This window comes from Mesorhizobium sp. M0626 (genome assembly GCF_040320665.1).
In the GTDB taxonomy this organism is placed as follows: domain Bacteria; phylum Pseudomonadota; class Alphaproteobacteria; order Rhizobiales; family Rhizobiaceae; genus Mesorhizobium.
In genome coordinates, this window is sequence record NZ_JAMYQD010000014.1 from 60,966 (window position 1) to 72,996 (window position 12,031).

At 62.8% G+C, this 12,031-nt stretch carries 12 protein-coding genes; all 12 read right to left on the minus strand.

The genetic code is table 11. The features are described 5' to 3' along the window. Nucleotides 1-417 (minus strand): c-type cytochrome, encoded by a 417-nt coding sequence (locus tag NKI37_RS18940; protein WP_352787422.1) that lies wholly within the window; start codon nt 415-417, stop codon nt 1-3. Continuing rightward, on the minus strand, nt 398-1,276 hold the full coding sequence (locus tag NKI37_RS18945) for a cytochrome c oxidase assembly protein (protein WP_352787420.1): 879 nt from the start codon (nt 1,274-1,276) through the stop codon (nt 398-400). The genes NKI37_RS18940 and NKI37_RS18945 overlap by 20 nt, the downstream gene beginning before the upstream one ends. Further along, nucleotides 1,273-1,614: a hypothetical protein gene (locus NKI37_RS18950; protein ID WP_023817816.1), complete on the minus strand. Its 342-nt coding sequence runs from the start codon at nt 1,612-1,614 to the stop codon at nt 1,273-1,275. The genes NKI37_RS18945 and NKI37_RS18950 overlap by 4 nt, the downstream gene beginning before the upstream one ends. Next, nucleotides 1,614-2,219 (minus strand): cytochrome c oxidase subunit 3, encoded by a 606-nt coding sequence (locus NKI37_RS18955; RefSeq protein ID WP_023704607.1) that lies wholly within the window; start codon nt 2,217-2,219, stop codon nt 1,614-1,616. Before NKI37_RS18955 ends, NKI37_RS18950 begins: the two co-directional genes overlap by 1 nt. Beyond that, complete coding sequence (ctaD, locus tag NKI37_RS18960) at nt 2,216-4,192, minus strand: cytochrome c oxidase subunit I (protein WP_023830878.1); 1,977 nt, start codon at nt 4,190-4,192, stop codon at nt 2,216-2,218. Before ctaD ends, NKI37_RS18955 begins: the two co-directional genes overlap by 4 nt. Beyond that, nucleotides 4,189-5,202 carry a cytochrome c oxidase subunit II gene (gene coxB / locus NKI37_RS18965; RefSeq protein ID WP_023729516.1) on the minus strand — a complete coding sequence of 338 codons (1,014 nt, stop codon included), beginning with the start codon at nt 5,200-5,202 and terminating at the stop codon, nt 4,189-4,191. The genes ctaD and coxB overlap by 4 nt, the downstream gene beginning before the upstream one ends. After that, a complete protein-coding gene (locus NKI37_RS18970; RefSeq protein WP_023668011.1) occupies nt 5,199-5,732 on the minus strand; it encodes a c-type cytochrome in 534 nt (177 codons plus the stop codon). The genes coxB and NKI37_RS18970 overlap by 4 nt, the downstream gene beginning before the upstream one ends. Further along, nucleotides 5,729-6,520, minus strand: coding sequence for a substrate-binding domain-containing protein (locus tag NKI37_RS18975; RefSeq protein ID WP_023696352.1), 792 nt, complete (start codon nt 6,518-6,520; stop codon nt 5,729-5,731). The genes NKI37_RS18970 and NKI37_RS18975 overlap by 4 nt, the downstream gene beginning before the upstream one ends. A gap of 58 nt (nt 6,521-6,578) precedes the next feature. Then, nucleotides 6,579-8,456: a methanol/ethanol family PQQ-dependent dehydrogenase gene (locus NKI37_RS18980; protein WP_352758031.1), complete on the minus strand. Its 1,878-nt coding sequence runs from the start codon at nt 8,454-8,456 to the stop codon at nt 6,579-6,581. After that, the gene (locus NKI37_RS18985; RefSeq protein ID WP_023826387.1) at nt 8,453-9,235 is read right to left on the minus strand and encodes a heme-binding protein; all 783 of its coding nucleotides are present in this window, start codon (nt 9,233-9,235) and stop codon (nt 8,453-8,455) included. Before NKI37_RS18985 ends, NKI37_RS18980 begins: the two co-directional genes overlap by 4 nt. 273 nt (nt 9,236-9,508) lie before the next feature. Continuing rightward, entirely contained in the window at nt 9,509-10,558 is a 1,050-nt protein-coding gene (locus NKI37_RS18990; protein ID WP_023815899.1) for a chemotaxis protein CheB, read from the minus strand. Nucleotides 10,559-10,698: 140 nt separating this feature from the next. Next, nucleotides 10,699-11,667 (minus strand): manganese catalase family protein, encoded by a 969-nt coding sequence (locus NKI37_RS18995; protein ID WP_023691426.1) that lies wholly within the window; start codon nt 11,665-11,667, stop codon nt 10,699-10,701. Nucleotides 11,668-12,031: the final 364 nt, after the last annotated feature.

Genomic DNA, 12,031 nt, shown 5'->3' on the forward strand with positions numbered 1-12,031 from the left:
TTACCTCAAAGCATAGAGATAAGCGGCGATGTCCCGCGCCTGTTGCTCGGTGATCCTCGTCGACGGCATGGCCGTGTGCGGATTGACTTCCCTCGCCGAGCGTATCCAGCGGATCATGTTCTCCGGATTGTTTGCCAGCAGGCCACCGATAAAGACCCTGTCGGCAAGGCCACCGTCCAGGCGGGGTCCGACCTGGCCTTGCGCACCCGGCACGCCGGGTATCGTATGGCAGCCGGAGCAGCCATTCGCCGTCATGATCGGAATGGCGCGAGCGCCTACGCCCCCGGTCGCCGCATCCGAATCGTGCCGGACACGGTCGCGCCGGTCGGACCACAAGGTCGCCGCTGCTACAGCCGCGGTCAGCAGCAGGATTGCGGCAAGGGCGCCCCCGATCAGCCTACCCAGGTCGGAGCGCATGTGTTGCCTCCCTGGTTGCGCTGCTGCTTATCCACAGGCCGGCGAGCAGCAGGGCGGCGCCGCCATAGATCAAGCCTGCCGGAACCCACATTACCAATCCGGCGAGCTGCTGGTCCTCGATCGCGGTCATTCCCCACAATGCCGCGCCGGCGCCATTCTCCGGATACCAGAGTTTGGGCGAGATCAGGAGCAGGACACCGAGCAGGCCGGTATGGAGCGAGGTGAAGAAAAGATGCATGACGGAGTTGCCATAGGTCTGCTGTCGACCGGGGCGCGGTAGGAGCGCCCACCAGAACAGCAAGGCTGTGCCGAGGAAGCTCGCATGCTGGGCATAATGAAGAAAGCCCTGCTGGAGCGCTGACTGGAACAACGCCGGAATGTGCCAGATCCAGATGGCGACGCCGTGAATGATCGTCGCGTTGAGGGGACGGATCACCAGGGCCCAAACGGATTGCAGCGTCTTTGCGCGCGTGAGCTTGCCCGTCCCGCGGCGAAGTGCGGCCGGCAAGGACCAGAGCAGGACTGCGCCTGGGCAAGCGGCGACAAGGAGGGGCGCCGCCACCGCCATCAGCAGTTCATGCTCGATCATATGGGCGGCAAACACCCGCTCGCCGAGCGCATGGATGGGGCTGACCAGTGCTGCCGTCAGCACGCCCCAACCGGCGGCGAAAAACAACGCCTGCCGCATCCGCTCGGGACGGCCTCGGCTGCTGCGGCGCCACAACCGAGTCGCTCCGATGGTATAAAGGAAGGCAATCGCGGCCAGCGGAAACGTGATGGGAAATGCGAGCGTCCATCCGGCCTCGGGCGCGCCGGCGCCGTAGCAGATCGAGGTCGAGAAGAACGCGTCGAAGCTCATCGCAGGCACTCGTCGAGAATGAGAGCCGCGCTGCCTTGCACGATGATGACGAGGGCAAACAGCAATGCCGCAAGCATGCCGAGATCGGCGACGAACTGCTCGGTGCTGCGCGTGCGCTCAGGCTTGAAGGCGGCGCCGCCCTGCCGCTTCGCCCGCCATGACAAGGCACCGCCGAGCAGCGAAAGCACGGCGAGCACCAGTGCCACGGGAAGCACCACCGGCACCTGGCGGTTGCACTGCCATGGTACGAGTGCGTAGTTCAGCTGCGTCGAGATTGCCCAAGCCATCGGCCCCGACAGAAGACCAGCCCAGGACGTTCCCATTTTCAACGCACGCATCAGCCTAGCCTCGGCATCCAGTAGATGAGCAGATAGATCGGGATCCAGGTCAGCACCACGAAATCCCAATAGAAGACATTGTCGCCGACATCGCCGAAGCGCCGGCCGCTATAGCCATGGCGTGTGAACATCAGCACCGTCAAAACGATGGTGTCGCCGACATCGGTGATCAGGTGTGTGGTGTGCAGCCCGAGCAGCACCCAGAGCATCGAGCCATAGGCGTTCGTGTCCCAGTAGATGTTCAGCGCCGGGAATTCGAACCAGCGCACGACAAGCGGGGCCAGACCGAGCAGCGACATCACCACCAGCCCGATCCGCACCGGCACGATCGCGCATTGCTTGGCGTAGCCGTGGAGGATGTGGTTCGGCACCACGCTGATGATAAACAGGATGGTGACGATCGTCCCGGGCCAATGGTTGGGTTCCGGGGCGCTTAGACGCCAATTGGGCCACAAGGTCGCGAGATAGAGATAAGCGCCGGCGGCCAACGCAAAGCCCATGCCTTCCAGCGCCATGAAGCCGAGCGTTCCCCACCAGGTCGGGCTGCGCGGACCATGTCCAAAGGTTGGGAGGTCCGAAAGATCCAAGCTGGGACGCTCACTCATCCCTCATCCTCCGGGTCGTCCTTGGGCCAGAACCAGCCGATCAAGGTGATGGCGATCGGCGCGGCGCCCCAGACGATCGCCCAGGGCGTGAAGATCGAATAGACAAACGTACCGCCGACAGCGATTGCCGCCAGCAGCGGCCAGATCGACGGTGTCGCCGATTTCTCGCGAATGTCGGGGTGGGCTTCCGCCACGGTTGAGATCAACAGCTCACGGACATCGACGCGGAGTCCGGTCGCCACAGGCGGCGCCTCCCGTTCGGCCCAGAGCGGCTCGACGTGTGTGACAATCGGTATCCGCGCGAAATTATAGCTTGGCGGCGGCGAAGACGTCGCCCATTCGAGCGTACCGGCATCCCAGGGATTGTTTCCGGCCAGTGCGCCCTTCAACGCGCCGTGTACAAGATTGAACGTGAACAGTACGAAGCTGAGGAAAAAGAGCACCGCGCCGGCGCTGATGAACAGGTTGATGTTGCCCCAGCCAAGCTCGGCCGGATAGGTGTAGACCCTTCGTGGCATGCCCCAGAGCCCGACGAGATGCATTGGGAAAAAAGCCGCGTTGAAGCCGATGAAAGCCAGCCAGAAATGCCAGCGCCCGAGACGCTCGCTCATCATGCGGCCGCTGATCTTGGGGAACCAGAAATAGGCGGCGCCCAGCAGCGGGAAGACCGAACCGCCGATCAGCACGTAATGGAAATGGGCGACGACGAAATAGGTGTCGTGCACCTGGAGGTCCAGCGGCACCGAAGCGAGCATGACGCCGGTGAGGCCGCCGATGACGAAGATGAAAAAGAAGCCGAACACGAACAGCAGCGGCGTGCGGATCACCGGCCTGCCGTCCCACAAGGTTGCCAGCCAGCAGAAGATCTGAACGCCATTGGGGATGGCGATCAGCATGCTCGACGCGGTGAAGAAGCTGGCGCCGAGCTTGGGTAGCCCCGTCGCGAACATGTGATGGACCCAGAGGCCGAACGAAAGGAAACCGACGGCAATCAGCGACAAGACCAGCCCGAGATGCCCGAACACGGGACGCCGGGCGAAGACCGGGATGATCGCGGAGACCATGCCCGTCGCCGGCAGGAAGATGATGTAGACCTCGGGATGGCCAAAGAACCAGAACAGATGCTGGAAGAGCAGTGCGTCGCCGCCCTCGGCGGGGTTGAAGATATGTGTGCCGACCAGCCGGTCGAGGATCAGGAAGGTCGAGGTGATCATCACCGCGGGCATGGCGAAGACGACGACGAAGGAGGTAACCAGCATTGCCCAGACGTAGAGCGGAATCCTGTCCAGCGACATGCCGGGGGCTCGCTGCTTGAACACGGTGACGATGGTGGCCACCGCGACGGCCAGTGAGGAAACTTCTGTATAAGTGATCATCTGGGCCCAGACGTCGGCCCGCTTGCCCGGCGCGAATTCGGGGCCTGACAGCGGCACATAAGCAAACCAGCCGACGTCGGGCGCCATGTTGAGCGCGAAAGACACCCAGGCGAATATGCCGCCCGAAACATAGATCCAGTAGCTGAACGCGTTCAGGCGGGGAAAGGCGATGTTGCGGCTGCCGACCATCAGCGGGACGAGATAGATGCCTGTCGCCTGCACGATGGGCACGGCGAAGAGGAACATCATGGTCACACCATGCATCGTGAACAGCTGGTTGTAGAGGTCCGGGCCGATCAGACCGCGCTGCGGCCCTGAGAGCTGGATGCGCATGGCGACAGCGTTGAGCCCGCCCAGGCACAGAAACACGAAGGCGGTGATCAGATAGCGCCGTGCGACGACCTTGTGGTCGACGCTCGACAGCGCGCCGATGATGCCGGGGGGCGTGCGCCATGTCCGCGTCAGCCAGCGATCCAGGCTGGCATCGTCCATGCCGGTGTCGCGCGGTCCGTCATGCTCGGGTGCGACGTCGCCCGCGGTAGAGGTTTCACGCACCGGCGGCAGGTCGCGTTCGCTTGTGAGGTCCGCGCTGCTCATTTAAGCGCCTCGAGGTAGGCGACCATGGCGTTGAGTTCGTCGCCGCTGAGCTCCACCACCGGCATGTGGGATCCGGGCTTGATGCCCTGTGGGTCGGCTATCCAAGCGGCGAGATTGCCGCGGCTCATTGTCAATGTCCCGGCGGCAAGCGTCTGCCGGCTGGCTATATGGGTGAGGTCAGGGGCGACCGTTCCTCCGGCAGGCGTGCCGCCTATTCTGTGACACATCACGCAAGGGCGTTTCAGAAACAGATCCTGGCCGGCCTTGGCCTCGTCCCCCGTCGGAGTAGCGGCCGGCTGCAACTGGTCGTTCCACCAGGCGTCGAACTTCGCACGCGGCTCGGCGATGATGAAGGTACCCATGTTTGCGTGCTGCGCCCCGCAGAACTCGGCGCATTGACCTCGGTAAACACCAGGCTTGTCGGCCTTGAGGTCGAGCACGTTCATGTGGCCGGGAATGAGGTCGAGCTTGCCCGAAAGGCTCGGAATCCAGAAGGAATGGATGACGTCGGTCGAGGTCAGAAGAAGCCGCACCGGCTCCCCGGCTGGGATATGGATCTCGTTCGCCGTGGTCAGGATGCGGCTTGGCGTGGCATCCTCATAGCGCACCTCCCACCACCATTGATGGCCGGTGACCCGAATGGTCAGTGCGGCATCCGAGCCGATCGCGGCGAGCGTCCTGTTGGCGAAGAAGCTCAGCAAGGTCAGTCCGATCAGGACAATGGCGGTCAACCCGACGGCGGTCATCACCGCGCGCAGCTTCCGGTCGTCGGCGCCGGCCTCGATCGCGAGCGGCTCCGCCTGCGCGCGCGACCGCATCATCAAGGGCACGACGAGGGCGATCATCACCAGCACCCACACCACGGCGCAGAGCGCGGTGAAGAACCAGATCAGCCACGCCAGTTCGCTCGCCGCGGGACCTTTCGGGTCGAGGGCGGATTGCCAGCCCGCGCATCCCTGGAGCAACAGAGCCCCGGCGGTGGCGAACGCCATCGAGACGAGACGTTTCACGGCGACTTCCCCAGCGTGGCCGCGTCGGGCATGCGGTTTTCCGAAGGATGCGCCATCATGTCGTCATTGCGTTGCGGCGCGGCGGAAGACGGCGCGTTGCCGCTCAGCGAGCGCACGAAAGCCGCAAGCTCCCAGATCTGGTCGTCGGGAATTTTGTCGCGGAAGCTCGGCATGCCGTTTGGCCGACCGTCGCGGATCGTGGCATGGATGCTTTCGATCGAGCTGCCATAGAGCCACTTCTGGTCCATCAGGGCCGGCCCCATGCCGCCGCCGCCATTGGCGTGGCATCCCGAACAGTTGAACCAGCCGAAAAGCCGTTTCCCTTCGCTCATATGGAAGGCGTTGGCCTCGAAGCTCGCCGCCTTGTTATCGCTGGCGGGGGGGCGCTGTCCGCCGGGCTCCAGCGTGGTCACAGGCGTCGGCTGCTCGCCCGATCCGAGCGCCGATTGCGGGCGCGTGTCACGTTCCTCGCGCTGGCAGGCAGCGAGCGCCAGGACTGGAAACAGGAGCATGGCCACAACGGCTCTCATCGCACCGGGCTCCCCGAGGGATCGAGGCGGGGCACGCCATACTGTGACAGCAAGGCATCTATCTCGCCCTTGTGCCTGGACAGGGCGCCATTGACATCGCCGCGCAGCGCATCGTCTTCGCGGCGGACGCCCATCGAGATGTCATAGATCATCGGCAGTTGCGGTCCATCGATGCGGGGCGCAACCGGCGTGATGCGGAGCGGCACCTTCTGCCTTGCGGCGAAGTAGCCGGCGAGGGGGCCCCAGACCACGGCAAGGTCGATCTCGCCACTCGCCACCGCTTCGACGATGCGCGCCGGCGGGTTGGGGGCGGAATAATCGCCATAGACCGGATAGCCGACGAGGTGCCCGACGATACCGCGGCGGCCAAGCGCCTGGACCGGAGGCGAATTGGCGCCATCGTCGCCGATGAGCTGAACACCGATCCGCATGTCGCGCAGCCGCGGATCATTGAACGATGCTACGTCGGGGCCGTCCCTGCGGGTGACGAAGACATAGGACGATCGGTAGTAGGGCGTGGTGGTGCGCAGCATTTCGAGGTTGCTCGGCGTGCCCGGCACGAGATCGCACAGGCCCGCCTTCAGCGTGTTGCGGATGAAGCCGCGACGCTGCGCCCACCAGGTATAGGTCAGCTTGGCGCCGAGATCGGACGCAACGATTTCGGCGATCCTGTTCTCGAAGCCCTGACCTGCCGCGTTGGAGAACGGCATGTTGTTCGGATCGGCGCAGACCCTCAACTCACGTGCGTCGGCTGTGGCCGTCAAGAACACGAAAGTGATGGCGGCCATGCCGATCGCCAGCCGTTGACACGCCTTTCGCGCCGGACCTACGGTCAAGTACAATCCATCAAGGCAGCCGGAACACATAAAGCGTGCCTCCCGAGGTTGTCGCGTTCTTCAGATCCTTCATGGCATTGACGAAACCGAGCGCGGCGGTGGCGTCACGCGGGTCAAGATCGCCCGATACAATTGCGCCGGCCCAGCCGCCGACGCCTGAGAGGATGGCGACATATTGGTGCCCGTCGGGACCGCGATAGGTGATAGGCTGGCCGATGATCCCGGACGAGGTCTTGAACTGCCAAAGCAGGTCTCCGGTCTTGGCGCTGACCGCCTTGAACCAGCCTTCCATCGTGCCATAGAAGACAACGTCGCCGGCGGTCACCACCGCGCCGCTCCACACCGGGAAATTCTCCTTGAGGCTCCAGGCGGGTTTCTCCGCGGCGATGTCCCAGGCGGTGAAGGCGCCGCGATTACCGCCGGGCCCTGGTATCATGCGGACGTTCATGCCCACATAGGGCGTGCCGGCGATGTAGTTCACCTCGACGCCTTCTTCATCCATGCACAGATTGTTGTGCGGGATGTAGAGCAGGCCGGTCTTCGGCGAGAACGCGGAAGGCTGCCAGTCCTTGAGGCCAGACGCCGTCGGACAGATATCGCGAACGACCTTGCCGGTGCCGGTCTTCTTGTCCGGATTTACGATCAGCCGACCGGTTTTCAGGTCCACACCTTTGCTGGAGTTTACGGGACCAAAGGGTTTTGCCGACAGCACCTCGCCGGTGGTCCGGTCGAGGATGTAGAGATAGCCGTTGCGCTCCGGCCGGATCAGCACCTTGCGCGGCTTGCCCTGCCAGGTCATGTCGAGCAGGATCTGCTCGTTGATGCCGTCATAATCGTGGAGGTCATGCGGGCTCCATTGATAAAACCATTTCGCCGCGCCGGTGTCGGGATCGCGCGCGAAAATGCCAGACGTCCACTTGTTGTCGCCCGGCCGCAAATCCGGATTCCATGGTCCGGGATTGCCGGTGCCGTGGAAGATCAGGTTCAGATCGGGATCATAGGAAATCCAGCCCCACATGTTGCCGCCGCCGATCTTCCAGGCTTCCGGCGGCCATGTCGTGACGCCAAGATCCTTGCCTTTGTCCATGTCGTAGTGCGGCTTGAAGTCCGGTCCGATCAGCACGTCCTTGTCCGGCCCGGTGCTATAGGCGATCCAGACGACATGACCGTCGCCGGCGTCGAGCGCCTTTACCCAGCCGCGAACGCCCATCTCGCCGCCGGAATTGCCGACCAGCACTTTGCCCTTCACCACAAGCGGCGCCATGGTGATGGTCTCGCCGATGTTGATGTTGCCGACATGAGTGTTCCAGATCGGCTTGCCCGTGTTCGCATCAAGGGCAATCGTGTGGCCGTCCAGCGTATTGAAAAAAATGCGCCCGTCGGCGAATGCCACCCCTCGGTTGACGACGTCGCAGCAGGCCACCCCCTGTGCTGCCGGCTCCGGATTGGGTTCGTACTTCCACTTCATCGGGGCGCCGGGCTTGGAGAGATCGAGCGCATAGACCAAGTTGGGAAAGGGCGTCACGATATACATGGTGTTGCCGACGACCAGCGGCGCTGCTTCCTGGCCCTTGTTCACGCCTGTCGAGAACGTGAACGCGACCTGCAGGTTCTTGACGTTGCCTTCATTGATCTCGGAGAGTTCGCTGAAGCGCGTCGACGCGTAGTTCTTGGCCGGCATCGTCCATTGGCCGTCATCGGGTGGCGAAGCTGCGGCTGGCGGTACGATCGCTGGTGTTTTAGGAGGCTCGGACGCAGCGCCCAGAAGCAGCAGGCAGGCGAGCAGCGTCACCAGAAGGATAGCGCCAAAGGAATTCCCGGCTGCCAATTTGCGGGTACGTCGTTCTACTTCAACGCGCGTTAATGCCAACTGCGGCATAGCTTTCATTTATTGATCGAGCCTCCCACGCCGGCGCCGAGTTCGGCGGCGATGTCGGCCTCCGTTCCGGCACAAAGCGGATGGCCCCAGCCCGAAGCGCTTTTGCCGCCGGGGTCCAGATCGTAGACAATGGCATCCTTGCGATTTGGATTGACGCCTGCCGGGACCTTGTCGAAGCCGAGCGCCGCGCGGATACGCCAGGCGACATTGTGATCGGCGCATGAGGAATCGCCTGAAACGCCGAGGCCGCCGACAATGCTCTTGCCGTCGTAGAGGGCAAGCCCGCCGCCAAACACCACGACGCCTCCGATCGGCTTGCCGACGAGCGGGTCGCCGGCGCTTCCGAACGTTTTGGGATCGCCCGTATAGGCCGCGGCCTGGTTGACGGGATTGGTCTCCTGCAGGCCAAATAGCGGCCCGCCCGGCTGCACCCCCGCATAGAGATTGGCCGTAGAGAGGGCCATCTGAGCCAGGCTGAGACCGTTGGCCGTGTTGGCTTTCTCCGCTGCTATGAGCCGACTTCCCGGCCATTGCGAGTCGGGGGTGGGGCCGCTGAACGCAATCGCGCAGACAGTGCCGTCACGGGCAACGATGGCTGCCCATTCGTTGGTTTCAAAGCCGCCATTGGCTGGTCCGCCGCTTGCCTTCACGTTGGCTTTGAGGGCTGCAAGCAGCTTATCGTGATCGGCCGGACAGGGCTCCTGCGCCATGGCATCGTGCCCGTGGAACAGGCCACCCATCAGCAACAGCAGGCCAAAAAGAGGTACGAAAAGCTGCGAGCGATACATTGTCCTGGCATTCGTTTACATAACAAGGACCACCCCGGCAGACCGCAGAATGCGAGGATACGTCCAGTGCGTCAGTGCCTAACTCGCGTAATGCTTCTATGTTCCTGCTTTGCATAAAATTCATGCAGTTGGATTTGGGTGCAGGTGTTCAATCAAAGCATGGGACCTGGACACCCGTGGCCACATGCCAAGCAATGAGGCAACGCGGCTGATCCGGGAAAATGCGATCGGGACAGCGCAGACGCACCCGCCCTGACAAACCCTGTTGCCTTGTCACGGCGTTCGACGATGGATGATCTCTTCAATAAGTTTCGCGTCGGCTTCGTATTCCGCGGCCCGCGCAGCCATTTGACTGGCCAGGCTGTGTCTTTCCCGCGCGGCTTCGCGTTTTGCCGTACGTTTCGCCAACTCAGCCCGCTGCTGGTGCGCTCTTAAAAGGCTCCAAAGAGCCTGCTCCGCATCGTCAGCCTGGGCCTGCATCAAAACGTCTGCTCCGAACGCATGTCCGGTGTGGCAGCGGTAACGGGTAATCGGCCCGTCTTCTATCTCCCATAGGGGGCCATGACATTCGGGGCAGACAAATGTCGAGGGGGTGCCAAGCTGGCCTTCGGTCAATTCCATTGTGCTGTGCTCCTGAGCTGCAATCGCTGCCTCAAGGCGGATGCCGGACGGGATTTCTGGTGTCGGTCCTGCGATTTCGGAAGCAAGCCTGTGCAACAGGCCAGCCATTTCGGACAGAGGGACGCAATGGTCGATTTCCACATTCTGCAAGGCGCTCAGCGGCATATCGGGTACTGCGGCGTCGCCGGGGTCCTGGACTACGCTGACGCCTCCGCACATCTTGATTGCGTGCAGGCCGGCGGTGCCGTCGGAGAGGCTGCCTGTGAGCACGACGCCGATCACGCTGCCGCCAAAGCTGCAGGCCGCCGATCGAAACAGGGGGTCGATGGCGGGGCGCGCCAGGTTCTCGCGCGGCCCGCGCCGCAGCAGCATATGATCGTCATGTAACAGAAGGTGAGCTCCGGGCGGTGCAACGAAGATGTGCCCGTTTTTAACCTTCATGCCGTTGGAGGCATTTGCAACGGGCATGTTGGCAGCGCGACCGAGAATGTCGCCGAGGTAACTCGTGGGACCAACGTGCTGTACGACGAGGAGAGCCGCCGGGATGTCCGGCGAAAGATCGCGGACAAGTCTCTTCAGCGCGTCGACGCCGCCGGCCGATGCTCCGATTGTCACGATGCACCGGTTCTCGCAACCGTCGGGACGGACCTTGTCCGGCTGGCCCGCACGCTCCGAATCTGATCGTGGTGCGGCGGTGGCCATGGTTGCTTCACCCACATTCAGCACAGATGTCGATGCGAGCGCTCCGGCCAGTCCGTTGCTGGTCGGCGCCCTGCCTTCGTCGGTGTTAGCTTCCGGCCGCATCGCGGAACATAGATGCCCGCAATGATGTCGGCTCTGTACTAACGCCTACGTGCGCGTTTGACAGCAGCCTCTGCCACGGCCGGGGCCTCCTGAATGCTTGCCGCGCCGCCGAAATCGGCGTTCTTGGTACGGCCAGCTCCCGGGCCTGCTCCTAGATCAGCGCCTGTTGTCGGATCGGAAGCCGGATCGGAAAGCGTACGGTCGGCCATCCTGGCCACCACCTTCAGGTCTTTGGCCCCCAGCTTGACAGTTGCCAGGCCGTCTCCGCCGTCGACGGGCATCACCTCTTCAAGGTCATCGATCCGATCCCACTCTTCGCCGGAATTCCATGGGCCAGCGACATCGCCGTCGCCTTGAGAGGTGTTGACATACATGCTGGCGTACTTCTCTACGCCTGGGAGCTTGCCGGAAGGGAAATTGTTTTCGATCGCGTAGAGTGCTTTCTCAAACGACTTCTGGTGCGCGATCTCGCGGGTCATCAGGAAGCCGAGCGCGTCCTTGATTCCCGGGTCGTCGGTGATGTTGATGAGGCGTTCGTAAACGATCTTGGCGCGGGCTTCGGCGGCGATATTCGACCGCAAATCCACCGTAGGTTCACCGCGCGAGTCGACATAGGCCGCGGTCCAGGGAACGCCGGCTGAGTCGCACAGCGCGGGAGCGCCGCCGAACAGAATTGATTCCTTGGCTGTTGTGCCGCTGGCGCCGATCATCAGGTAAAGGTCGGCTTCCTTCATTTGGCCCTCGGCCAGCTGTGCCTTGAGCCCCTTGTTGAGCATGGTGACGATTGATCCCACCACTTCGAGATGGCTGAGTTCTTCGGTCGCAATATCGAGCAACATGTCGCGACGGCCAAGATCGTCCTCGCCAAGCCCTTGCGTGAAATAGCGCATGGCCGCTGCAAGCTCGCCATCGGCGCCGCCGAACTGTTCCATGATCATGCAGGCCAGGCGAGGATTCGGCTCCGAGACGCGAACGGTGTATTGCAGGCGCTTGTTGTGCATGAACATGGACATCTCTCCGGTTAGATCATCCGAACATCCCGGCAAGTTGATTGTTCCATCCGGCCATCGGCCAGCGAGCATTTTTACGGCAGCTTCAGTGTTGAGCATCGCAGGGAGCCAGAGGCGGCATTTATTTGTCGCCGGGATTTTCCGACTGGCGACCGGCGGCAACGAGATTTCGATCGTGCTGCGCCATCACGGCAATGAGCAAGGCGGCGGATGGGCAAGAGGTCGACAAAATCTGGAGGGATACTGGCTCGGAAAAGTGAAGCCGGGCCATGTCAATATGATGTCGGTGTCCGGCCCTTTTCGCTGCACACCCACGCGGCAAACGGCGTGTTCGGTCACGGGGCGAGCGTCGCGGGCTGTT